The sequence below is a fragment of the Streptomyces sp. NPDC056738 genome (assembly GCF_042790435.1).
Lineage (GTDB): Bacteria > Actinomycetota > Actinomycetes > Streptomycetales > Streptomycetaceae > Streptomyces.
Window position 1 is genome coordinate 432,378 of the sequence record NZ_JBHTZF010000006.1, and the last position, 21,800, is coordinate 454,177.

Sequence of the window (21,800 nt, forward strand, 5' to 3'; positions counted from 1 at the left end):
TCCCAGGAGGGCTCATGGACGCCCCGACCGCGACGACGGCGGGCCCGGCCGCGCAGGACGACGCGCAGGAGGACCCGACCGTCCACATTCTCTGGATCAACGCGGGGCTGAGCTGCGACGGGGATTCGGTCTCGCTGACCGCCGCGACCCAGCCGAGCATCGAAGAACTGGCCCTCGGCGCGCTGCCGGGGCTCCCCAAGGTGGCGGTCCACTGGCCGCTGATCGACTTCGAGTGCGGGCCCGTGGAGGGCGCCGACAATTTCGTCGAATGGTTCTTCAAGGCCGACCGGGGCGAGCTGGAGCCCTTCGTGCTGGTCGTCGAGGGGTCCATCCCGAACGAGCGGGTCAAGCCGGAGGGCTACTGGTGCGGCTTCGGCGACGATCCGGAGACGGGTCAGCCGATCACCACCAGCGAGTGGCTGGACCGGCTCACCCCCAAGGCGCTCGCCGTGGTCGCCATCGGCACCTGCGCGACGTACGGCGGCATCCACGCGATGGCCGGGAACCCGACCGGCGCGATGGGGGTGCCGGACTACCTCGGCTGGGAGTGGAAGTCCAAGGCCGGCATTCCGATCGTCTGCATCCCGGGCTGCCCCGTGCACCCGGACAACGCCTCCGAGACCCTGCTCTACCTGCTGTACCAGGCGGCGGGCGCGGCACCCATGATCCCGCTCGACGAGGAGCTGCGGCCGACGTGGCTGTTCGGGGCCACGGTCCACGAGGGCTGCGACCGCGCCGGCTACTACGAGCAGGGGCAGTTCGCGAACGAGTACGGATCTCCCGAGTGCCTGGTCAAACTCGGCTGCTGGGGCCCGGTGGTCAAGTGCAACGTGCCCAAGCGCGGCTGGATCAACGGCGTGGGCGGCTGCCCGAACGTCGGCGGGATCTGCATCGCCTGCACCATGCCGGGCTTCCCCGACAAGTTCATGCCGTTCATGGACGAGCCGCCGGGCGGCCATGTGTCCGCGACGGCGAGCGGTATCTACGGATCCGTCATACGACGCCTGCGGAACATCACCGCGAAGACCGTCGACAAGGAACCGAAGTGGCGCGGCAAGGGCGAGGAGCTCACGACCGGCTACAAGGCCCCGTGGTGACCACGGACACCCGCTGAGCAGGACACTCGACAGGAAGGTGGCGCGGCACCATGGCGACGGCGACGAACAAGCCGGCCGGTGACGGCCTCACGGAGATGTCGTGGGACCCGATCACCCGCATCGTCGGCAGTCTCGGCATCCACACCAAGATCGACTTCAAGGCGAAGCGGGTCGCGGAGTGCTACAGCACCTCGTCCGTCTTCCGCGGGTACAGCGTGTTCATGCGCGGCAAGGACCCGCGCGACGCGCACTTCATCACCAGCCGGATCTGCGGCATCTGCGGCGACAACCACGCCACGTGCTCGGTCTACGCCCAGAACATGGCGTACGGCGTGGCTCCCCCGCACCTCGGCGAGTGGATCATCAACCTCGGCGAGGCCGCGGAGTACATGTTCGACCACAACATCTTCCAGGAGAACCTGGTCGGCGTGGACTACTGCGAGCGGATGGTCCGCGAGACCAACCCCGGCGTGCTCGAACAGGCCGAGCGCACCGAGGCCCCGCACGCGGCCGACCACGGCTACCGCACCATCGCCGACATCATGCGCTCGCTCAACCCGCTGGAGGGCGAGTTCTACCGTGAGGCGCTCCAGGTCAGCCGCTACACCCGGGAGATGTTCTGCCTGATGGAGGGACGCCATGTGCACCCCTCCACGCTCTACCCGGGCGGTGTCGGCACGGTCGCGACGATCCAGCTCTTCACCGACTATCTGACCCGGCTCACCCGCTACGTGGAGTTCATGAAGCGGGTCGTCCCGCTGCACGACGACCTCTTCGACTTCTTCTACGAGGCCCTGCCCGGGTACGAGGACGTGGGCAGGCGCCGGGTGCTGCTGGGCTGCTGGGGCGCCCTGAACGACCCGGAGTACTGCGACTTCCAGTACGCCAACATGGAGAACTGGGGCCGGCGGATGTTCGTCACCCCGGGCGTCGTCGTGGACGGCAAGCTGGTCACCAACAGCCTCGTCGACATCAACCTCGGCATCCGCATCCTGCTCGGCAGTTCGTACTACGAGGACTGGTCGGGCATGGAGAAGTTCGTCGAGCGGGACCCGCTCGGGAACCCCATCGACGAGCGGCACCCGTGGAACCAGCACACCATCCCGGCCCCGCAGAAGCGGGACTTCGACGACAAGTACAGCTGGGTCATGTCGCCGCGCTGGTTCGACGGCACCGACCACCTGGCCCTGGACACCGGCGGCGGCCCGATCGCCCGGCTGTGGTCCACGGCGCTCTCCGGTCTCGTCGACATCGGCTACATCAAGGCCACCGGGCACAGCGTGCAGATCAATCTGCCACGCACGATGACCAAGCCCGAGATGGCGCTCGAGTGGAAGATCCCGCAGTGGAGCAACGCCCTCGAACGCAACCGGGCCCGCACCTACTTCCAGGCGTACGCCGCCGCTGCCGCCCTCCACTTCGCCGAGCAGGCGATGGAGGAGGTACGGGCCGGACGTACCCAGACCTGGGAGAAGTTCGACGTGCCGGACGAGTCGATCGGCTGCGGCTTCACCGAGGCCGTCCGGGGTGTGCTCTCCCACCACATGGTGATCAGGGACGGCAAGATCGCCAACTACCACCCGTACCCGCCGACCCCGTGGAACGGCAGTGTGCGCGACAGCTACGGCACACCGGGCCCGTACGAGGACGCGGTGCAGAACACGCCCATCTTCGAGGAGAACCCGCCCGAGAACTTCAAGGGCATCGACATCATGCGGGCCGTCCGCAGCTTCGACCCGTGTCTGCCGTGCGGTGTGCACATGTACGTCGGCGGCGGGCGGACCGTGGAGCAGACGCACCTGCCGACGGGGCTGAGCGGACTGGCCGGCTGACCTTCCCGGGATCCGACGTTCATCGCGATCCGACGTTCATCGCGATCCGTCCTTCCTCGCGATCGACCTTCCTCAGGAGAGGGGCTTGCCGATGGCCGGACAGGAGACGGGCGAGCGGATAGGCGCGCTGCTCGACGAGCTGGCGCAGCGGGCGGGACCGGAGGCGCGCGACATCGCGGACGAACTGGTGCGCTGCCTCATGGAGTTCTACGGCGAGGGCCTGGCCCGGACCGTACGCCTGCTGCGCTCCGCCCCGGACGGCGCGGATCCCCTCGCCGTCCTCACCGCCGACGAACTCGTCAGTGACCTGCTGATCCTGCACGATCTGCACCCCGAGGACACCGCGACCCGGGTGGGCCGCGCCCTCGACAAGGTCCGCCCCTACCTCGGCTCGCACGCGGGTGACGTGGAGGTGGCGGGCCTCGACCTGGAGACCGCCGACGGTCCGACGCTGCGGCTCAGGCTGCGCGGCAGTTGCGACGGCTGTCCGTCCTCCACCCAGACCGTGCGCTGGACCATCGAGGAGGCGGTCGCCCGGATCGCACCCGAGATCGCCCACATCGAGGTCGAGGGCATGACCGACGGGAGCCCGGAGCCGGCGCTGCTGCAGATCCTGCCGCACCGCCCGGACGACGCCCCGGGCGAGGCGGCGCCCTCCGCGGGACCGGGCGAGGCGGCGCGCTGGTACGAACTCGTCCCGGGTTCCTTGCCTGCGGGCGACGGCGGCACCGGAGTCACCGAGGTGGCGGGCCGCGCCCTCCTGCTGATCCGTCTGCCGGGCCAGTTGTACGCGTACCGCGACCGCTGCCCCCTGTGCGCGGCGGGCCTCGCCGGAGCCGTCCTGGACGGTGAACTGCTGGTCTGCGCGGGCTGCGGCGCCACCTTCGACGTCCGCCGGGCGGGCCGGGGCGACCAGGGCCATCTGGAGCCCGTACCCCTGCTGGAGGAGGAGGACGGGTCGGTGCGGGTGGCACTGCCCGGTGAGCTGCTGGGGGCGGGACCGTGACCACCGACATCCTCAGGCAGTTCAAGCGCAGGCCACCGCCCGAGGGCGAGCGCTGCGACCTGTGCGGGGAGCCGCTGCCGGCCGAACACCGGCATCTCGTGGACACCTCCCGGCGGTCCCTGAAGTGCTCCTGCCCGCCCTGCCATCTGCTGTTCACCCGGCCGGGCGCGGGACAGGGCCGGTTCCGGGCGGTCCCGGACCGGTATCTCACCGACCCCGGGTTCGTCCTGGACGAGGCCGACTGGAACCGGCTGCAGATCCCCGTCGCGCTCGCCTTCTTCTTCCGCAACTCCGAGCTCGGCCGGCTCGCCGCCTTCTATCCGAGCCCGGCGGGCGCCACCGAGAGCGAACTCGACCCGGCGACCTGGGACGCGGTGCTCGGCCGCAGCGAGCTGGCGGGGCTGCTGGAACCCGATGTGGAGGCGCTGCTGCTGCACCGCGGCCGCGGCGGGGCGGTGACCTGCACACTCGTCCCGGTCGACGTCTGCTACGAACTGGTCGGACGGATGCGGCTGCACTGGAAGGGCTTCGACGGCGGTGCCGAGGCCCGCGCGGACATCGCGGAGTTCCTGGAACGGATCACCGCGAGCGCCCGGCCGCTGGAGCACGCGGGAAGCGGGGACGACTCCGGGAGCCTGGAGAGGACCGGGAGCGCGCGGACCTCCGGGGACGTCGAGAGCGCCGGAAAGGTCGAGAGCGCCGGGAACGCGGAGAGCTCCGGGGGCGCCCCGTGACCGATCTCCAGTTCACCTGCACCGGTGTGCGCCCCGAACCGTTCGGCGCCGGGCCCACGCTGCTGTTCGGGCTGCGCATCGAGGAGGCGGACCACCAGCCGGTGCACGCCGTCGCGCTGCGCTGCCAGATCCGTATCGAGCCCGCCGGTCGGTCCTACGATCCCGAGGAGGTCGGCATGCTGGGCGACCTGTTCGGTGAGCCGAGCCGCTGGAGCAGCACGCTCAAGCCGCTCCAGTTCGCCCACACCTCCATCACGGTCCCGGGGTTCACCGGCTCGACCGAGGTGGATCTCCCGGTGCCCTGCACCTACGACACCGAGGTCGCGTCCGCGTCGTACTTCCGGGCCCTGTCCCGCGGCGAGGTCCCGCTGCTCCTGCTGTTCTCCGGCACGGTGTTCACCGGCCGCGACGGCTTCCGGGCCGAGCCCGTGCCCTGGCACAAGGAGACGTCGTACCGGATGCCGGTGGACGTGTGGCGGAACATGATCGAGCAGTACTTCCCCAACTCGGGCTGGCTCCGCGTCCGGCTGGACGTCCTGGACGCCCTGCGCCGCTACCGGTCCGCGCGCGCCCTGCCCTCCTGGGAGCGGGTCTTCGACGAACTCCTCGCCACCGCCGACGCGAAGGGGGCCGACTGAGATGAGCAATCCGCTGGAGGACCGCTTCGAACGGGCCCGGGCGGTGGCGGACGCCGTCCTGTTCGAGGGATACGTCCTCTACCCCTACCGTGCCTCCGCCGCGAAAAACCAACTGCGCTGGCAGTTCGGCGTCCTGGTGCCGCCCGCCTGGACCGCCACGACCGGGGAACACTCCGTCCAGCGCACCGAGTGCCTGCTGGAGCCCCGCAAGGGCGACCGGCTCCACGCCGAACTGCGGTTCCTGCACGTGCGGCGACGCACGGTCGAACGGCTCGACGCGGACGGCGGATACACGGAGGTTCCCGAACTCGACCTGCCCGACCGGGTGTTGGTCCCGTGGGACGAGGGACACGAGGAGCGTGTCCTGATCCATGAAGCGCTCGACAAGCTGACGGGCGATCAGGCACCGGTCCACGCCGTACGGTTCGACCTCCCCGACGCCGTGGAGTACGAACCGGTGACCGACGCCGAGGGCCGGACGCTGGGCCGTCTGGTGCGGCGCAGAAAGCGACTGACGGGAGAACTGCGGCCGCGTGTCGAGGAGTTGCCCGGACCCTACCGGGTGCTGCGGCTCACGGTGAGTGTGCACAACACGACCGCCGTCACGGAGCGGGAGGACGCCGACCGCGAGACCGCCCTGGCCCACAGCCTGATCGGCACCCATCTGCTGTTCGGCGTACCCGGCGGACGGTTCCTGTCGCTGACGGACCCGCCGGAGTGGGCCCGCCCGGCCGCCGCGAGCTGCCGGAACGAGAGCACCTGGCCCGTGCTCGCGGGCCCGCCCGGCGCGGACGACGTCATGCTGTCCTCGCCGATCATCCTGGAGGACCATCCCGCCGTCGCCGAGGAGAGTCCCGGGCCCCTCTACGACGCCACCGAGATCGACGAGATCCTCTCGCTGCGCACGGCCGCGCTCACCGATCGGGAGAAGCGCGAGGCCCGCGGCACGGACGCCCGCGCCGCCGACGTCATCGACCTGGTCGACGCCATGCCGGGCGCGGTCCGCGAACGGCTGCACGGGGCGATCCGGGGGCTGCGCGAGGTCACCGGCGACGGCCCCGCGGGCGAACCGCGGCCCGCCGCCCCCGACACCGGACCGACTCTCCCTCAGGGTCCCGGGCATCCCTGGTGGGATCCGGCGCAGGACGCCGAGGCCGCCGAGGTGCCCGACGCCGTCGTCGTGGACGGCGAGACGGTACGCGCCGGCAGCAGGGTCAGGCTCACCCCCGGCGCCCGGCGCTCCGACGCCCAGGACTCCTTCCTGCACGGCCGGCACGCCACGGTCGAGGCCGTGGTCGGCGACCTCGACGGCGAGACGCATCTCGCCGTCGTCGTGGACGACGACCCGGGCACCGACGTACGCCGGGCCCAGGGCCGCTTCCTCTACTTCAAGCCCGACGAGGTGGCACCGCTGAAGGAGCGGGAGGAGGAGGCGACATGACCGGATCCCCGCACAGCGGCCCCTCCGGTCCGGCCGCGGAGCACGCGACCGGCCGGATTCTGGTCGCCGGAGTCGGCAACGTGTTCCTCCAGGACGACGGGTTCGGGGTGGAGACCGTACGACGGCTCGCCGCCCGTGCGCCCGGACTGCCGACCGGCGTCGAACTGATGGACGCCGGCATCCGCGGGGTGCATCTCGCCTACCGGCTGCTGGAGGGGTACCGGACGCTCGTGCTCGTGGACCTCGTCAGCCGCGGAGGCCCGCCGGGCACGCTCTACACGATCGACGTCGGCCCCGAACCCCCCACGGCGGGGAACGCACCCGGTCCGCTGGACACGCACGCCATGGACCCCGCCACCGTGCTGGCCCTGCTGCACGACCTGCACGCCGGTGCGGGCGGCACCCTCCCCGAGGAGGTGTACGTCATCGGCTGCGAACCCCTCGACACAGGCGAGGGCATGGGCCTGACTCCCCCGGTGGCCGGTGCCGTGGACGCCGCCGCCGACCTGGTGCTCGACCTCGTACACCGCGCTCCCTCTGTACCCCAGAGGAGCTGACCACGATGGAGGCAAGGATGGAATGGCAATGGGTTGGCCTGGCCGCGGGCCTCGTAGTGGCCTACGGAGTCGCGAGGAACCTGTCGGACATCCGCCGCTACTTGCGCATGCGGCGCATGTGATCCGGCGGATGCGTGTGATCCGGCGGGCGTGCGTGATCCGGCGGACGGGCTCCGGCGCGCGGACTCCCGCCGTCCCGGGGACTCCCGCCGTCGCGACCGGCGCGGCCACCGACGTCCTCGAGCTGCACATAGCGCTCCAGGAAAAGATGCAGGGTGCCGTGGAGTTCACCCAGGCGCACGAACCACAGGGCGAGGTTCATGGCGCCCTGCTGGGTGATCGCGTAGACGCGGCGTGCGGGGCCGCTCTCCGAGGCGCGCCAGTGCGAGGTGACCTCACCGCTGCTCTCCATGCCCCGCAGCAGCCGGTACACGTGCGCCTGGTCCGCGTCGCCGCAGCCGAAAGCTCCCAGGCGCTGCACCAGTTCATAGCCATGACCTTGGCGTTCGGCCAGCAACAGGAGCAGCACCGGGGTGAGCAGAGCGCGTCTCTCGACCTCTTGCCCGGTCATCGTGTTCTCAGGGTAACCAGCCATGCGCGGGCCTCACATCCGGGCGCGGCGGCACCGCGTGGCGGACCGGCGGCGGGAGGTGAGGTCCGTGCATGAGCTGTCGATCGCCGTGGCGGTCGTCGAACAGGTCGAGGAGGCCGTGCGGGAACAGGGCCGCGCGGTCGTGTCACTGACCCTGCGGATCGGCGAGCTCGCGGGCGTGGTGCCCGAGGCACTGGAGTTCTCGTTCGAGCTCGCCGCGGAGGGCACCGCGCTGGCGGGGGCACGCCTGCTGATCGAGACTGTCGATGCCCGGGGCCGCTGCGAGGGCTGCGGCCGCGAGGCGGCGACCGGGATGCCTCCGGTGCTGTGGTGCGCCGGGTGCGGGGCACCGCTGACCCTGCTCGGCGGCCGGGAGCTGGAGATCGTCCGGGTGACGCTGGCCGACGGGCCGGCGGACGCGAACGGGCCCGTGAACGGGTCCCGGAACGAGAAGGGCGTGAAGGGCCCGGACGGAAGGGGCCCGGACGGAAGGGGCCCGGACGACGGGCCGCGGTCCGCGCCGCCCGGGCTGCCGGTACGCGACGAGGAGGCGAGCCATGTGCCGCACCGTTGACCTGCATCAGGCCGTACTCGCCAAGAACGACGCGAACGCGCTGGCCCTGCGGGGCTACCTGGGTGACCGCGGCACGGTGGCGGTGAATCTGCTGTCGAGTCCCGGCAGCGGCAAGACGGCCCTGCTGGAACTGCTGCTCGCGCGCGCCGTGGCGGGCGGCACCCCGGCGGCCGCCGTCACCGCCGACCTGGCGACCGAGAACGACGCGACACGGCTGGCCCGCTCCGGGGCGCCGGTGCGGCAGATCCTCACGGACGGGCTGTGCCATCTGGAGGCCGGCATGCTCCAGCGGCGGCTCGAGGGATGGCTGCCGGAGGGCACCCGGCTGCTGTTCGTCGAGAACGTCGGCAATCTCGTCTGTCCCGCCTCCTACGACCTCGGGGAGACCCTGCGCATCGCGCTCGCGTCGGTGACCGAGGGCGAGGACAAGCCGGTCAAGTACCCGACGGCGTTCGGGCTCGCGCACCTGGTCGTGATCACGAAGACCGACATCGGGGACGCCGTCGGCTTCGACCGGGAGGCGTTCCTGCGCGGGGTCCGCCAGGTCAATCCCGGGGTGCCGGTCCTGGAGACCTCGGCGCGCACCGGCCAGGGGGTCGACGCCCTGCTGGCGCACGTCCTGCGCTGCGCGGCCGGCGAGGAGGCGCACGTACCGGTCCTGGCCCGGCAGCACGAGCGGTATCTGCACAGCCACGAGAACGGGGACGGGAACGGCGGTGCGCACGAACACGCGCACGACCGCGACCACAGCCACAGCCACGGCCCCGCGCACGACCACCAGCACGAGCAGGAGCACGAGCGCAGAGACGAACATGCCCGCGAACACGCCCCGGTGGACGGACAGGCGCCATGAAACGGGCCCCAGGGCGCGAGCGCCGGCACGTCACGGTCACGGGCGTGGTGCAGGGGGTGGGTTTCCGGCCCTTCGTGTACACCCTCGCGGAGGAACTGGGGCTGAGCGGCTGGGTCACCAACAACGCGCGGGGCGTCGAGGCCGAGGTGGAGGGCCCGGCCGCCGACGTGGCCGAGTTCTGCGCGCGGGTGGGGACGCGGCCCCCGCCGCTCGCGGTCGTCGAGTCGGTCGAGCACCGGGCGGTACCCCTGGAGAACGACGGCCCGGTGTTCACCATCCGGCCCTCCTCCGGCGGGCCGGGCCGCACCCTGGTCTCCCCGGACACCGCGACCTGCGACGCCTGCCTGCGTGAGCTCGCGGACCCCGCCGACCGGCGGTACCGGCATCCCTTCATCACCTGTACGCACTGCGGTCCGCGGTTCACCATCGTGACCGCGCTGCCGTACGACCGGGACAGCACCACGATGGCGGGCTTCCCGATGTGCCCGGACTGCGCCCGTGAGTACGCGGTTCCCGCCGACCGGCGCTTCCACGCCCAGCCGATCGCCTGCCCCGCCTGCGGTCCCCGGCTCACCCTGCGCACGGGAGCGGACGATCCGGGCGAACTGCGGGGCGCGGAGGCACTCGCCGAGGCCCGCCGGCTGCTGGCCGAGGGCGCCGTGGTCGCGGTCAAGGGCATCGGCGGCTACCACCTGGCGTGCGACGCGGCGGATCCCGCGGCCGTCCGCACGCTGCGCAAGCGCAAGAACCGCGGCGGCAAACCCTTCGCGGTGCTCGCCGGCTCGCTGGAGACCGTCCGGCGGCTGGCCCATGTCGGGCCCGAGGAGCGGGAGTTGCTCCTCGGGCCGCGCAAGCCGGTGGTCCTGCTGCGGAGGCGGGCGGGGACGGGCGACGAGATCGCGGCGGGCGTCGCGCCCGGCAGCCCCGACCTCGGCTTCATGCTCCCGTACACACCGGTGCACCGGCTGCTGCTCGGTCTGCCCGGTGACCCGCCCGGTCCCGACGTCCTCGTCATGACCAGCGGGAACCGTTCGGGCGAACCCATCGTCACCGACGACGCCGAGGCGCTGACCCGGCTGGCGGGCCTCGCCGACGCCTGGCTCGCGCACGACCGGCCCATCCACGTGCCCTGCGACGACTCGGTGGTCCGGGTCTGCGCGGGAGCCGAGCTGCCGGTGCGCCGCTCGCGCGGTTACGCCCCCTTCCCGATCGCGCTGCCGGTGCCGGTGGTCCCGGCGCTGGCGGTGGGCGGCGACCTGAAGAACACCTTCTGCGCCGGGGACGGCCGCTACGCCTGGCTGTCCGCGCACGTCGGGGACATGGACGACCTGGCCACCCTGACCGCCTTCGAGCGGGCCACCGGCCATCTGACGGAGCTCACCGCCGTCACGCCGCGCCTGCTCGTCGCCGACCGGCATCCCGGCTACCGCGCGACCCTGTGGGCACGGCGCGCCGCCGAGGGCCGCGGACTGACGCTGCGCCAGGTCCAGCACCACCACGCCCATGTCGCCTCGGCGATGGCCGAGCACGGGCTCGACGGCTCGACGCCGGTGATCGGGGTCGCGTTCGACGGGACCGGCTACGGCGACGACGGGGCGGTGTGGGGCGGTGAGGTACTGCTCGCCGACTACGACGGATACCGGCGGTTCGCCCATCTGGGCTATGTCCCGCTGCCGGGCGGCGACGCGGCCGTACGCAATCCCTACCGCATGGCGCTGTCGCACCTGCGGGCCGCGGGACTGCCGTGGAGGGACGAGCTGCCGTGCGTCGCGGCCGCCACACCCGAGGAGCGGCGACTGCTCGAACGGCAGCTCGAACGGGGGTTCAACTGCGTCCCGACGTCCAGCATGGGACGCCTCTTCGACGCGGTGTCCTCGCTCGCGGGCGTCTGCCACCGGGTGGAGTACGAGGCGCAGGCCGCCATGGAGCTGGAGAACGCGGCGCTGGGCGACCTGGCCGGACCGCTGGCCGACGACGAGCGGAACGACGCGTACCGGTTCATGCTGAGAACGGTCCGTCAGGACCCCGAAGCGCCGCTGATCGCCGATCCGGCGCCGGTCCTGGCCGCCGCCGTCGCGGATGTCGGATCCGGCTCCGGGGCCGGGCGGGTGGCCCGTCGGTTCCATCGGGCCGTGACCGGTCTGGTCCTGGAGGTGTGCACGGTGGCGCGGACACGGACGGGCATCGGCGTCGTCGCCCTCAGCGGCGGGGTGTTCTGCAACGCCCTGCTCACCGAGGCCTGCGGCGCCGTCCTGGAACGGGACGGCTTCACCGTGCTGAGGCACCGCAGGGTTCCCCCCAACGACGGCGGTCTGGCCCTCGGTCAGCTCGTCGTCGCCGCCCGGTCGCTGGACTAGCGCGGCGCACGAGCGAGGCAGGAGCAAGTCATGTGTCTGGCCGTACCCGGCCGAGTGCTGGAGATCGAGGAACGTGACGCGACGCGGATGGCCAAGGTGGACTTCGGCGGTGTCGTCAAGGACGTGTGTCTGGAGTACGTGCCGGACATGAAGGTCGGTGACTACGCCATCGTCCATGTGGGATTCGCGTTGCAGCGGCTGGACGAGGAGTCGGCGAAGCAGACCCTGGAGCTCTTCGAGAACCTCGGCGTGCTGGAGGAGGAGTTCGGCGACGCCTGGGGCAAGGCGGCCCGGGACGCCGGTGCCGAACGCCCCGCAGGAACCGGACCACCGCCCCTGGAGGGCGTCGAGAAGGAGGCGCGGTCATGAAGTACCTGGACGAGTTCAGCGACCCGGTCCTCGCCAAACGGCTCTTCGACGACATCAGGGCGGTCACCACCCGGCCCTGGTCGCTCATGGAGGTCTGCGGCGGCCAGACGCACTCGATCATCCGCCACGGCATCGACCAGCTCCTGCCCGAGGAGATCCAGTTGATCCACGGGCCGGGCTGCCCGGTCTGCGTGACCCCGCTGGAGATCATCGACAAGGCGCTGGAGATCGCCTCCCGCCCGGACGTGATCTTCTGCTCCTTCGGCGACATGCTGCGCGTGCCCGGCAGCGGACGCGATCTGTTCAAGGTCAAGAGCGAGGGCGCGGACGTACGCGTCGTGTACTCGCCGCTGGACGCGCTGAAGATCGCGCAGGAGAACCCCGACCGGCAGGTCGTGTTCTTCGGCATCGGCTTCGAGACCACGGCACCGCCCAACGCGATGACCGTCTATCAGGCCAAGAAGCTGGGCATCCCCAACTTCAGCCTGCTGGTCTCGCACGTCAAGGTGCCCCCGGCCATCGACGCCATCATGAACTCGCCCGACTGCCGGGTCCAGGCGTTCCTCGCCGCCGGGCACGTCTGCACGGTGATGGGCATGGCCGAGTATCCCGAACTCGCCGAACGGCACCGGGTGCCGATCGTGGTGACGGGCTTCGAGCCACTCGACATCCTGGAGGGCATCCGCCGCGCGGTGCGCCAACTGGAGGCGGGTGAGCACACCGTGGAGAACGCCTATCCGCGCGCGGTGCAGCCCGAGGGAAGCCCCACGGCGCGCGCCATGCTCGCCGACGTCTTCGAGGTGACCGACCGGGCCTGGCGCGGGATCGGCATGATCCCGCAGAGCGGCTGGCGGCTGTCGCCCAAGTACCGCGAGTTCGACGCCGAGCACCGCTTCTCGGTGACGGACATCGAGACCGAGGAGTCGACCGTCTGCCGCAGCGGCGAGGTGCTCCAGGGCCTCATCAAGCCCCACGAGTGCGCCGCCTTCGGCAAGGAGTGCACCCCGCGCAATCCGCTGGGCGCGACCATGGTCTCCAGCGAGGGCGCCTGCGCCGCCTACTACCTCTACCGGCGGCTGGACAGCCCGGACCAGAAGGAGGCGAGCTCCGTTGGCTGACTCGGCGTACGCTCCGGTCGACTTCTCCTCCTGGACCTGTCCCGCGCCCCTGCGCGACCACGACAGGATCGTGATGGGGCACGGCGGAGGCGGCACGCTCTCCGCCGAACTGGTGGAGCATCTGTTCGCGCCCGCCTTCGGCAACGACGTGCTGGCCGAACTCGGCGACTCCGCCCATCTGCTGCTGGGCGGCGCCCGGCTCGCCTTCTCCACCGACTCCTTCGTCGTACGGCCGCTGTTCTTCCCCGGCGGCAGCATCGGGGACCTCGCCGTCAACGGAACGGTCAACGACCTGGCCATGGCGGGGGCCGTTCCGGCCTACCTCTCCTGCGGGTTCATCCTGGAGGAGGGCGTCGAGCTCTCCGTCGTGGGGCGCGTGGCCGAGGCGATGGGCGAGGCCGCGCGGACGGCCGGGGTGGTGGTGGCGACCGGCGACACCAAGGTCGTCGACGCCGGTCACGGCGACGGCGTCTTCATCAACACCGCCGGGATCGGGCTGATCCCCGAGGGCGTCGACATCCGCCCGCAGCGCGCGGCACCCGGTGACGTGGTGCTGGTCAGCGGGCCGATCGGGGTGCACGGGGTGGCGATCATGAGCGTGCGGGAGGGGCTCGAGTTCGGCGTCGAGATCCAGAGCGACACCGCCTCGCTGGCCGGTCTGGTCGCGGACATGCTGGCGGTCTGTCCCGACCTGCACGTGCTGCGCGACCCGACCCGGGGCGGCCTGGCGACCTCGCTGAACGAGATCGCGGCGGCGGCACGGGTCGGCATCCGGCTCGACGAACGGTCCCTGCCCGTCCCGGAGACGGTCGCCAACGCCTGCGCCTTCCTCGGTCTGGACCCGCTGTACGTGGCCAACGAGGGCAAGCTGGTCGCGTTCGTGGCGGCCGAGCACGCCGACGCGGTGCTCGCGGCGATGCGGGCGCACCCGCTGGGCAAGGAGTCCGTGGCGATCGGCCACTGCGTCCCCGACCACCCCGGCATGGTGGTCGCGGCCACCGGCCTGGGCGGCACCCGGGTGGTGGACATGCCGCTCGGCGAGCAGCTTCCGCGCATCTGCTGACCCACCCCGTCCACGCCCACGGCTGACGCCCCGTCGGCCGGCACGAACACTTCCGAGGCCGGTCCTCGGTGACGGACCCGCATCACGCGGGTGTCACCGGGGACCGGCCCTTTTCCGTACCCCGGGGCGGGTGCAACCCTCTCGCAACGTCCGGTCTGGTCGGCTGGTGCGCGACAGCCGCGAGACCCGAGGGGGAGAGCCGATGGACGTCGTCCCACGCGTGGAGCTGACACCCGCGGCCGCCGAACTGCTGCGGCGGCTGCGGACCCTGCACGGACCGCTGATGTTCCATCAGTCCGGCGGCTGCTGCGACGGCAGCGCCCCCATGTGCTACCCGGAGGGCGAGTTCCGCACCGGCGGTTCCGACGTCCTGATGGCCGAGCTGGAGGTCGAGGGGGTGGCCGAGCCGGTCTCCTTCTGGATCTCGAAGAGCCAGTACGAGCTGTGGAGCCATACGCGGCTCATCGTGGACGTCGTGGCCGGCCGGGGCAGCGGCTTCTCCCTCGAAGCACCCGAAGGAGTGCGTTTTCTGATCCGTTCCCGCGTCGTCGGCGTCTAGCCACCGGGCCGGGTCCCCGTCTCTGGTGCAATTCCCCTGAGTCCTGGCAGAGTTGACGAGACATCAGGGGGCACCGTGACGCGTCTTGGCAGACGGTTCAGAACGGCACTGACGGTCTTCACGGCAACCGGAGCGCTGGCCGGTGCGGCCCTGACGGGGGCGGCGCCGGCCGACGCCGCGGAGAGCGCGACCCGTGTCGCGCCCGGGGTCGCGTACACGGAGCTGGACATCCCGGGAGCCAAGGGAGTGGCCCACGCGCATGTGCTGAACGTCGATCTGCGCAATCCCCATGTGCGGGTCGACCTCCTCTACCCCGGCGCGGTGGCGGCGCGGGCTCCGGTGTCGCAACTGGCCGACTCCCGGGGCGCGGTGGCCGGGGTCAACGGCGACTTCTTCAACATCACGGAGACCCAGCATCCGGGTGTCGAGGCGACGGGCGCGACGGTGGGCCCCGCGATCGCGAGCGGACGGGGGCTCAAGGCCGCGGTGCCCGACGGCCAGCGGTTCGGGCCCGCGCTGCCGCCCGGCACCCACACCGAGGACGTGTTCGGTGTGGGCGTCGACCGCCGGGCCCGGCTGGACGACGTGATCCTCGACGGATCCGTCCGCGGTCCCGAGGGCACCTGGCCGCTGGGCGGGTTCAACCAGTACGCGCTCCCGGTCGACTCCGTCGGCGCGTTCACCGCGGACTGGGGAAGCGTCTCGCGGGTCCGCGCGACCTGCGGTACGGACACGGACCGGGCCGCGCCGTGCAGTACCGACACCTATGAGGTGACGGTCCGCCACGGGCGGGTCGTGACCGCGGGCGACGCTCCGGGGAGCGGACCCATCGCCCGGGGCACCACCGTCCTCGTCGGCCGCGAGGCGGGTGCCCAGAAGCTGCGGAAGCTGTCCGTGGGCGAGCCGGTCGGGGTAAGGCACCGGCTGGTCGCGAAGTCCTCCAAGGTGCCCTACCGCTTCGCGCTCGGCGGCTATCCGATGATGACCGACGGCGTGCCGCTGCCGGGTCTGGACGACCGGACCGCCGCCGTACGCACCGCGGTCGGCTTCTCCGACCACGGGCGCCGGATGCAGCTCCTCGCCCTCGACGGCGCACCGCAGTTCCGCGCCGGCCTCACCATCGCCGAGGTCACCGGGGCGATGAAGCGGCTGGGGTCCGAGGACGCCTTCAGCCTGGACGGCGGCGGATCCACCACGATGGTCGCCCGGTGGCCGGGGGCGGACGCCGTGAGTGTCCTCAACCATCCGAGCGGCGGCGCCGAGCGTCCGGTCCCCAACGGCATCGGGGTGTTCGAGGGCCCGTGAGGCGCCCCTCGGGTGAGAGGACCGGGGCGTCAGGGGGTCAGGCTGCCCACGATGTCGGCCGTCGCGGTGAGCCCGCTGTGGATGGTCGGGGCCATGCTCGTACTGGCCAGCAGGAACCCGAGCAGGGCGCAGACCAGGGCGTGGGAGATCTTCAGCCCTCCGTTGCGCAGGAAGATCACCGCCAGCACCAGGAGAAACAGCACCGCAGAGATGGAAATGGCCATCGTCAACCTCCTCCGCCACGTCCGCTTCGCGGCGTTCGGCCGCAAGTGTGGCGTAGCGGAGGGTTGGTCCGGGCGGCTGACGTGCCCCCCGAACGGGTGGTCTTCTACCGTCGGTCGTGGGCGTCCAGGAACTTCTCGAGACCGCCCAGGTCATCGGTGTTGAAGTAGTCGACGCCGGCGGCGAGGAGTTCGCTCCAGAGCGCCTCGCGTGTCGGGCCGGCGACGTCCGGCGTGGCCCAGAACCGGACCTTCTGCCGGCGCGCGTGGGCGGTGGCCATGATGCCGCGCAGCTTCTCGCGTTCGGCGTCGGGGAAGGGGCCTTCGCCCAGCCAACTGAAGTTGAGTGTCCAGTTGTCGCTGATCAGCGGGATGAAGGAGGCGGGGGCGGGGCCGCCGAGGTCGGCGAGCCGGCCGTCGTAGAAGGCGAGCCGCTCGGGCTGCGCCTCCATCGGGACGCGCGCGGCGCGGTCCCCGGAGATCACGGCCGTGACCGGGCCGGGGCGCACCTTGCCGTCGGCGTACGAGGTGAACAGGTGCCGGTGGCGGCGCAGATGACGGTCGAGTTCGAGGTAGGTCGAGGAGCCCTCGGTCTTGATGTCGATGAGCAACTGCAGCGGCCGGTGGTGGCCCCGGTACACCGAGCCGTGCTCGGCCCTGACGCGGGCGGCCAGCGGTTCGAGGTAGAGGGATTCGAGGGTGCGGGTGGGGTCGAGGTCCACCGGGTCGTGGGCGACGAGGAGTTGGTCGCCGACGAGGTAGATGTCGGCCTCGACGCTGCCGAAGCGGTGGTCGAGCGCGTCGAGGAGGGGGCGGGGGTGCTCGTAGTCGTTGTGCGCGTGGGCTCGCCATAAGGGCCGGGTCCGGGGCCTCGGCTCGCCCGCGAGAGCTCGCGGCGCGGGCAGCGCGAACGAGCCCGCGAGGGCGGCGCCGAGGGTGGTGAGGGCGCTGCGGCGGGTGGTGTGGGCCATGCTCTGCCTCCCTTGAGGATGCCGTTCAGGACCTCAGGGAGTATGGAGCCTGCCCGCCGCCGCGGACCCTCGCTCCGGGGGGAGTTGGCCGGACTGACGTGACGTGTTCACCTCACCGGAGCGGAGCGGAGCGGGGCGGAGCGGGGCGGAGCGGGGCGGGGCGGGACGGGGTCCGGTGTGACCTCCTCGCCCTCTCCGAACCGGGGTGCGACGGGCGCACGAGAAGAGCCCGACCCAGGTGGGGCGGGCTCTTCCGGACGTGGCGTCAGGGCGCTCGCGGGAAGGCGCTGTCAGGGCGCCTGGAGGTCGACCAGTTCGGCCAGGGCCTCGCGGTGCGCGCCCGCCGTGCCGTAGGCGATGGAGTCGGCCTTGGCGCGCTTGAGGTAGAGGTGGGCCGGATGCTCCCAGGTCATGCCGATGCCGCCGTGGAGCTGGAGCGCCTCCTCCGCCGCGTGTACGGCGACGGGTGCCGCGTACGCCTGGGCGACGGCCACGGCCACGTCGCCGTCCGCACTCGCCGTGGCCAGCGCGTCGGCCGCGTTCCGGGCGGCGGCACGGGTGTTGACGACCTCCAGCCACACCTGGGCGAGCCGGTGCTTGAGCGCCTGGAACCCGCCGACCGGCCGGTTGAACTGCTTGCGCTCCTTGAGGTAGCGGACCGTCTCGGTCAACGAGTGGTCGGCGAGCCCGAGCTGCTCGGAGGCGAGCAGTCCGGCCCCGGCCCGCAGCGCGCGCCGTACGGCACCGGGCGCGTCCGCGGTGAGCAGCCGAGCGGGCGCGGAGTCGAAGGTGATCCGGGCGAGCGGCCGGGTCTGGTCGAGGCTGACCTGCGGGACGATCGTGACGGCGTCCGCGTCGACGGCGTACAGCCCGCCGTCCTCGGCCGGAACGAGCAGCACGTCGGCGGCGGCCGCGTCGGCGATGCCCGTCAGCTCCCCGTGCAGGGAACCGTTCTCCAGACGGACGGCTCGGTGGACGGCTCCCGGGGCGACGTTCAGGGCGACCGCGAGGGCGCCCACGGTCCGGCCGGAGGCGAGCGCGGCGAGCAGCTCGGCCGCGGCCGGTCCCTCGCAGGCCAGCAGGGCCTCGGTCGCGACCACGGCGCTGGTCAGATAGGGCACGGGAGCGACCGCGCGGCCCAGCTCCTCCAGGACCACGGCGGCCTCGCGGTGCGTGGCACCCTGGCCGCCCCGGTCCTCGGGCACGAGGAGGCCGGCGAGACCCATGCCCTCCGAGAGCGCCTTCCACAGCTCGGCGTCGTGCGGAGTGCCCGACTCGCTGCGGGCGATGACGTCCGCCGCGGCGCAGCGGTCGGTGAGGAGGTCGCGGACGGCGGCGCGCAGCGCCTCTTCCTCCTCCGTGTAGAGCAGATCGGGCTCGGTGCTCACCTGGCTCATCGGGCGAGGTCCTTCCATGCGACGTCCTTGTCGGTGCGCGGCTCGGACGGCAGGCCGAGGACGCGTTCGGCGACGATGTTCAGCAGGACCTCGCTGGTCCCGCCCTCGATGCTGTTGCCCTTGGAGCGCAGGTAGCGGTATCCGGCGTCCCGGCCGGTGAAGTCGACGAGTTCGGGCCGGCGCATCGTCCAGTCCTCGTACAACAGGCCTTCCTCGCCGAGGAGTTCGACTTCGAGGCCGCTGATCTCCTGGTTGAGCCGGGCGAAGCCGAGCTTCATGCCGGAGCCCTCGTGGCCGGGCTGGCCCTGGGCGAGCTGCTGGCGCAGCCGTTCGCCGGAGAGCCGGGCGACCTCGGACTCGACCCACAGCCTCAGGAGCCGCTGGTGCGTGTCGTGGGTGCGCAGTTCGGGCCGCTCGCGCCAGGTCTTCGCGACCGGGCCGATCATGCCGCCCTCGCGCGGGATGCGCATGCCGCCGATGGAGACGCGCTCGTTCATGAGCGTGGTCTGCGCGACCCGCCAGCCGTCGCCGACCTCGCCGAGGCGGTGCGCGTCGGGAATGCGGACGTCGGTGAGGAAGACCTCGTTGAACTCGGCCTCGCCGGTGATCTGGCGCAGGGGCCGCACCTCGACGCCCGGGTCGGTCATGTCGCAGATGAAGTAGGTGATGCCCCGGTGCTTGGGCACGTCCGGGTCGGTGCGGGCGATGAGGATGGCCCAGCGGGCGAGGTGGGCGCTGGAGGTCCACACCTTCTGCCCGTTGACCACCCAGTCACCGTCCTCGCCGTCGGTGCGGACCGCGCGGGTGCCGAGGGCGGCGAGGTCCGAGCCGGCGCCGGGCTCGCTGAAGAGCTGGCACCACACCTCCTCGCCGACCCACAGGGGCCGCAGGAAGCGGCGCTTCTGCTCCTCGGTGCCGAAGCCGAGGATGGTCGGGGCGGCCATGCCGAGGCCGATGCCGATCCGCCGGGGGTCGTTGTCGGGTGCGCCGGCGGCCGCGAGTTCGGCGTCCACGACGGCCTGGAGGCGGCGCGGGGCGCCGAGGCCGCCGAGGCCCTCGGGGTAGTGCACCCAGGCGAGCCCGGCGTCGAAACGGGCCCCGAGGAAGTCCAGCCGGTCCGTCTCCCCGGGCGGGTGTGCGGCCAGCAACTCCTGGGTGCGGCGGCGCAGTTCGGCTGCGTCGGTCATGCGGCGGCTCCGTTCTCCAGTGTGGGCACCACGGCGATCCGCCCGGTGGTGACTCCGTCGGCGACCCGCTGCACGGCGGCGGCGGCCCCGCTCAGCGGCACCCGCTCGCTCACCAGCGGCTTGATCGCGCCCCGCGCGGCCAGTTCGGTGAGCTGCTCGTGGCAGTGCAGGACGAGCTTCGGGTTCTTGGCGTTGTACAGGCCCCAGTGCAGGCCGAGGACGCCGTAGTTCTTGACGAGGGCGTGGTTCAGCGCGGGGCTCGGGATCGAGCCGCTGGCGAAGCCGACGACCACGATCCGGCCCTCGAAGGCGACGACCTTCGTGGACTGGGTGTAGGCCTCACCGCCCACGGGGTCGTAGATCACGTCCGCGCCGCGTCCGCCGGTCGCCTCCTTGACGGCGGCGATCACGTCCTCGGAACGCCGGTCGACGACGACGTCGCAGCCCAGCTCGCGCGCGACGGCGGCCTTGTCGGCACCGCCGACGACACCGATGACCCGCGCGCCCGCCGCCTTTCCGAGCTGGACCGCCGCGCTGCCGACACCTCCGGCGGCCGCGTGGACGAGCAGCGTCTCGCCGGCTTCCAGCCGGGCCCGGCGGTGCAGGCCGAACCAGCCGGTCTGGTAGCCGATGTGCAGCGCCGCGGCCTCGGCGTCGTCGAGGGCCTCGGGCGCCGGTAGCAGGGCGGCGGCGTCCGCGACCGCGTACTCGGCGAAGCCGCCGTACGGCAGGGCGGGGTTGGCGATCACCCGGCGGCCGTCCTCGGTCTCGCCGCAGATCTCCACGCCCGGCGTGAACGGCAGCGGCGGCCTGACCTGGTACTGACCGCGGCACATCAGGGCGTCCGGGAAGTTGATGTTCGCGGCGCGCACCTTGAGCAGGACCTGGCCGTCACCGGGCGTCGGCCGCTCCACCTCCAGGAGGCGCATCGCCTCTGCGGGCTCGCCGTTCTGGTGCACTTGCCATGCCTGCATGCGGGGCCTCCAGGGGACTGTGTCGGCTGACCGGGGTCCTTCGCATACTAAGCGGTCGCTTGCCGCCCTGGGAACAGCGAACGACCCACGTCTTCACCAAGCCCCACGACCGTGGCCCCCCGCCGCGTCGGCCCGCACCCCCGCCACCCCGCCGTCCCACCGCACAGGCCGCACGCGCGCGCCGGCCACCCCGCCGCAGGGAACCCCGCACCCCGGCCGCCCCGGCGTCCGCCGTCACTCCTCCTTGGACCGGGTCTTGGGCCGGGCCCGTACGTGCATGCGCTCCCCCTGCGGACCGAAGAGGCTCAGGAACTCCGCGGGCCCCTCCCCCGTCGAGCCGAACCAGTGCGGCACGCGCGTGTCGAACTCGGCCGCCTCACCTGCCTCCAGCACGACGTCGTGCTCACCGAGGACCACCCGCAGCCGCCCCGAGAGCACGTACAGCCATTCGTAGCCCTCGTGGGTGCGCGGATCGGGCTCCCCCGTCCGCTGCGGTTCGAGCACCTTGTAGGCCTGGAGTCCACCGGGCTGACGGGTCAGCGGCCAGTACGTACGGCCGTGGCGCACGAGCGGCTCGGCGCGCACCCGGGGGTCGCCGACCGGCGGGGCGCCGACCAGTTCGTCCAGGGCGACCTGATGGGCCCGCGCGATGGGCAGCAGCAGCTCCAGGCTGGGCTTGCGCAGGCCGGACTCCAGACGCGAGAGCGTGCTCACCGAGATGCCGGTGGCCTCGGACAGCCCCGCGAGGGTCGCCCCGCGCTCCTTCCTGATCCGGCGCAGCCGCGGACCCACCTCGGCGAGAACCTCGTCCGTCGCCGCGTCGCCGGTCGCACCGCGCCCACCGCCGTCGCGCCCGCCGCTGTCACTCTCGCCCGCACGGGCCGCCTCACTCATCCCTCCATTGCAGAATCGGCAAAGCCGTTTGTCAATCCGGCGGGTTCGGGGCGACCTTCTC

Annotated in this window: 23 protein-coding genes; 16 read left to right on the forward strand and 7 right to left on the reverse strand. The window is 72.2% G+C overall.

The genetic code is table 11. From position 1 onward, the window contains the following. Positions 1 to 14: 14 nt before the first annotated feature. The 8 genes from ACFRIC_RS18900 to ACFRIC_RS18935 all read left to right on the forward strand — a co-directional run bounded on the left by ACFRIC_RS18900 (position 15) and on the right by ACFRIC_RS18935 (position 7,427). Entirely contained in the window at positions 15 to 1,097 is a 1,083-nt protein-coding gene (locus tag ACFRIC_RS18900; protein WP_382786989.1) for a hydrogenase expression protein HypE, read from the forward strand. 50 nt (positions 1,098 to 1,147) lie between these two features. After that, positions 1,148 to 2,929 (forward strand): nickel-dependent hydrogenase large subunit, encoded by a 1,782-nt coding sequence (locus ACFRIC_RS18905; RefSeq protein ID WP_382786991.1) that lies wholly within the window; start codon positions 1,148 to 1,150, stop codon positions 2,927 to 2,929. A gap of 91 nt (positions 2,930 to 3,020) precedes the next feature. After that, positions 3,021 to 3,935, forward strand: coding sequence for a NifU family protein (locus tag ACFRIC_RS18910; RefSeq protein ID WP_382786993.1), 915 nt, complete (start codon positions 3,021 to 3,023; stop codon positions 3,933 to 3,935). After that, positions 3,932 to 4,669, forward strand: coding sequence for a DUF5947 family protein (locus ACFRIC_RS18915; RefSeq protein ID WP_382786996.1), 738 nt, complete (start codon positions 3,932 to 3,934; stop codon positions 4,667 to 4,669). The genes ACFRIC_RS18910 and ACFRIC_RS18915 overlap by 4 nt, the downstream gene beginning before the upstream one ends. Next, positions 4,666 to 5,307: a DUF6084 family protein gene (locus ACFRIC_RS18920; protein WP_382786999.1), complete on the forward strand. Its 642-nt coding sequence runs from the start codon at positions 4,666 to 4,668 to the stop codon at positions 5,305 to 5,307. The genes ACFRIC_RS18915 and ACFRIC_RS18920 overlap by 4 nt, the downstream gene beginning before the upstream one ends. A 1-nt stretch (position 5,308) precedes the next feature. After that, on the forward strand, positions 5,309 to 6,748 hold the full coding sequence (locus ACFRIC_RS18925) for a hypothetical protein (RefSeq protein ID WP_382787002.1): 1,440 nt from the start codon (positions 5,309 to 5,311) through the stop codon (positions 6,746 to 6,748). Then, positions 6,745 to 7,305: a hydrogenase maturation protease gene (locus tag ACFRIC_RS18930; RefSeq protein WP_382787005.1), complete on the forward strand. Its 561-nt coding sequence runs from the start codon at positions 6,745 to 6,747 to the stop codon at positions 7,303 to 7,305. Before ACFRIC_RS18925 ends, ACFRIC_RS18930 begins: the two co-directional genes overlap by 4 nt. Positions 7,306 to 7,322: 17 nt before the next feature. Next, on the forward strand, positions 7,323 to 7,427 hold the full coding sequence (locus tag ACFRIC_RS18935; protein WP_376453418.1) for a DUF6893 family small protein: 105 nt from the start codon (positions 7,323 to 7,325) through the stop codon (positions 7,425 to 7,427). Here the strand turns inward: ACFRIC_RS18935 and ACFRIC_RS18940 are convergent. Continuing rightward, the gene (locus tag ACFRIC_RS18940; RefSeq protein WP_382787008.1) at positions 7,403 to 7,876 is read right to left on the reverse strand and encodes a helix-turn-helix transcriptional regulator; all 474 of its coding nucleotides are present in this window, start codon (positions 7,874 to 7,876) and stop codon (positions 7,403 to 7,405) included. The genes ACFRIC_RS18935 and ACFRIC_RS18940 overlap by 25 nt on opposite strands. Positions 7,877 to 7,964: 88 nt before the next feature. On the opposite strand from ACFRIC_RS18940, the gene ACFRIC_RS18945 reads away from it, so the two are divergent. The 8 genes from ACFRIC_RS18945 (at position 7,965) to ACFRIC_RS18980 (ending at position 16,095) form a co-directional block, all read left to right on the forward strand. Then, a complete protein-coding gene (locus ACFRIC_RS18945) occupies positions 7,965 to 8,471 on the forward strand; it encodes a hydrogenase maturation nickel metallochaperone HypA (RefSeq protein WP_382787010.1) in 507 nt (168 codons plus the stop codon). Continuing rightward, a complete protein-coding gene (gene hypB, locus ACFRIC_RS18950; RefSeq protein WP_382787013.1) occupies positions 8,455 to 9,324 on the forward strand; it encodes a hydrogenase nickel incorporation protein HypB in 870 nt (289 codons plus the stop codon). Before ACFRIC_RS18945 ends, hypB begins: the two co-directional genes overlap by 17 nt. Further along, positions 9,321 to 11,681: a carbamoyltransferase HypF gene (gene hypF / locus ACFRIC_RS18955; protein WP_382787020.1), complete on the forward strand. Its 2,361-nt coding sequence runs from the start codon at positions 9,321 to 9,323 to the stop codon at positions 11,679 to 11,681. The genes hypB and hypF overlap by 4 nt, the downstream gene beginning before the upstream one ends. 30 nt (positions 11,682 to 11,711) lie before the next feature. Beyond that, entirely contained in the window at positions 11,712 to 12,050 is a 339-nt protein-coding gene (locus ACFRIC_RS18960) for a HypC/HybG/HupF family hydrogenase formation chaperone (RefSeq protein ID WP_382787023.1), read from the forward strand. After that, positions 12,047 to 13,168: a hydrogenase formation protein HypD gene (gene hypD / locus ACFRIC_RS18965; RefSeq protein ID WP_382787026.1), complete on the forward strand. Its 1,122-nt coding sequence runs from the start codon at positions 12,047 to 12,049 to the stop codon at positions 13,166 to 13,168. Before ACFRIC_RS18960 ends, hypD begins: the two co-directional genes overlap by 4 nt. A gap of 73 nt (positions 13,169 to 13,241) precedes the next feature. Further along, entirely contained in the window at positions 13,242 to 14,231 is a 990-nt protein-coding gene (gene hypE / locus ACFRIC_RS18970; protein WP_382787245.1) for a hydrogenase expression/formation protein HypE, read from the forward strand. A 202-nt stretch (positions 14,232 to 14,433) separates the two neighbouring features. Then, positions 14,434 to 14,790: a DUF779 domain-containing protein gene (locus ACFRIC_RS18975; protein WP_382787029.1), complete on the forward strand. Its 357-nt coding sequence runs from the start codon at positions 14,434 to 14,436 to the stop codon at positions 14,788 to 14,790. A 75-nt stretch (positions 14,791 to 14,865) separates the two neighbouring features. Beyond that, on the forward strand, positions 14,866 to 16,095 hold the full coding sequence (locus ACFRIC_RS18980) for a phosphodiester glycosidase family protein (protein WP_382787032.1): 1,230 nt from the start codon (positions 14,866 to 14,868) through the stop codon (positions 16,093 to 16,095). Positions 16,096 to 16,124: 29 nt separating this feature from the next. Here ACFRIC_RS18980 and ACFRIC_RS18985 read toward each other — a convergent pair whose 3' ends face one another. The 6 genes from ACFRIC_RS18985 to ACFRIC_RS19010 all read right to left on the reverse strand — a co-directional run bounded on the left by ACFRIC_RS18985 (position 16,125) and on the right by ACFRIC_RS19010 (position 21,739). Then, entirely contained in the window at positions 16,125 to 16,319 is a 195-nt protein-coding gene (locus ACFRIC_RS18985) for a hypothetical protein (RefSeq protein WP_365734568.1), read from the reverse strand. A gap of 104 nt (positions 16,320 to 16,423) precedes the next feature. Further along, positions 16,424 to 17,287, reverse strand: a complete 864-nt coding sequence (locus ACFRIC_RS18990; protein ID WP_382787036.1) for a phosphatidylinositol-specific phospholipase C/glycerophosphodiester phosphodiesterase family protein — start codon at positions 17,285 to 17,287, stop codon at positions 16,424 to 16,426. A gap of 290 nt (positions 17,288 to 17,577) precedes the next feature. Further along, positions 17,578 to 18,702 (reverse strand): acyl-CoA dehydrogenase family protein, encoded by a 1,125-nt coding sequence (locus ACFRIC_RS18995; protein WP_382787039.1) that lies wholly within the window; start codon positions 18,700 to 18,702, stop codon positions 17,578 to 17,580. Further along, a complete protein-coding gene (locus ACFRIC_RS19000) occupies positions 18,681 to 19,871 on the reverse strand; it encodes an acyl-CoA dehydrogenase family protein (protein ID WP_382787041.1) in 1,191 nt (396 codons plus the stop codon). Before ACFRIC_RS19000 ends, ACFRIC_RS18995 begins: the two co-directional genes overlap by 22 nt. After that, entirely contained in the window at positions 19,868 to 20,845 is a 978-nt protein-coding gene (locus tag ACFRIC_RS19005; RefSeq protein WP_382787045.1) for an NADPH:quinone oxidoreductase family protein, read from the reverse strand. The genes ACFRIC_RS19000 and ACFRIC_RS19005 overlap by 4 nt, the downstream gene beginning before the upstream one ends. Positions 20,846 to 21,079: 234 nt before the next feature. Beyond that, positions 21,080 to 21,739 carry a helix-turn-helix domain-containing protein gene (locus ACFRIC_RS19010; RefSeq protein WP_382787047.1) on the reverse strand — a complete coding sequence of 220 codons (660 nt, stop codon included), beginning with the start codon at positions 21,737 to 21,739 and terminating at the stop codon, positions 21,080 to 21,082. Positions 21,740 to 21,800 lie beyond the last annotated feature (61 nt).

Coding starts and splice junctions, on each gene's coding strand:
- ACFRIC_RS19005 (WP_382787045.1), bottom strand. CDS start 20,845: ATGCAGGCATGGCAAGTGCACCAGAACGGCGAGCCCGCAGAGGCGATG.
- ACFRIC_RS18905 (WP_382786991.1), top strand. CDS start 1,148: ATGGCGACGGCGACGAACAAGCCGGCCGGTGACGGCCTCACGGAGATG.
- hypE (WP_382787245.1), top strand. CDS start 13,242: ATGGGGCACGGCGGAGGCGGCACGCTCTCCGCCGAACTGGTGGAGCAT.
- ACFRIC_RS19010 (WP_382787047.1), bottom strand. CDS start 21,739: ATGAGTGAGGCGGCCCGTGCGGGCGAGAGTGACAGCGGCGGGCGCGAC.
- ACFRIC_RS18930 (WP_382787005.1), top strand. CDS start 6,745: ATGACCGGATCCCCGCACAGCGGCCCCTCCGGTCCGGCCGCGGAGCAC.
- ACFRIC_RS18900 (WP_382786989.1), top strand. CDS start 15: ATGGACGCCCCGACCGCGACGACGGCGGGCCCGGCCGCGCAGGACGAC.
- ACFRIC_RS18995 (WP_382787039.1), bottom strand. CDS start 18,702: ATGGAAGGACCTCGCCCGATGAGCCAGGTGAGCACCGAGCCCGATCTG.
- ACFRIC_RS19000 (WP_382787041.1), bottom strand. CDS start 19,871: ATGACCGACGCAGCCGAACTGCGCCGCCGCACCCAGGAGTTGCTGGCC.
- ACFRIC_RS18910 (WP_382786993.1), top strand. CDS start 3,021: ATGGCCGGACAGGAGACGGGCGAGCGGATAGGCGCGCTGCTCGACGAG.
- ACFRIC_RS18985 (WP_365734568.1), bottom strand. CDS start 16,319: ATGGCCATTTCCATCTCTGCGGTGCTGTTTCTCCTGGTGCTGGCGGTG.
- ACFRIC_RS18990 (WP_382787036.1), bottom strand. CDS start 17,287: ATGGCCCACACCACCCGCCGCAGCGCCCTCACCACCCTCGGCGCCGCC.
- ACFRIC_RS18975 (WP_382787029.1), top strand. CDS start 14,434: ATGGACGTCGTCCCACGCGTGGAGCTGACACCCGCGGCCGCCGAACTG.
- ACFRIC_RS18940 (WP_382787008.1), bottom strand. CDS start 7,876: ATGACCGGGCAAGAGGTCGAGAGACGCGCTCTGCTCACCCCGGTGCTG.
- ACFRIC_RS18925 (WP_382787002.1), top strand. CDS start 5,309: ATGAGCAATCCGCTGGAGGACCGCTTCGAACGGGCCCGGGCGGTGGCG.
- hypF (WP_382787020.1), top strand. CDS start 9,321: ATGAAACGGGCCCCAGGGCGCGAGCGCCGGCACGTCACGGTCACGGGC.
- ACFRIC_RS18935 (WP_376453418.1), top strand. CDS start 7,323: ATGGAATGGCAATGGGTTGGCCTGGCCGCGGGCCTCGTAGTGGCCTAC.
- ACFRIC_RS18960 (WP_382787023.1), top strand. CDS start 11,712: ATGTGTCTGGCCGTACCCGGCCGAGTGCTGGAGATCGAGGAACGTGAC.
- hypB (WP_382787013.1), top strand. CDS start 8,455: ATGTGCCGCACCGTTGACCTGCATCAGGCCGTACTCGCCAAGAACGAC.
- hypD (WP_382787026.1), top strand. CDS start 12,047: ATGAAGTACCTGGACGAGTTCAGCGACCCGGTCCTCGCCAAACGGCTC.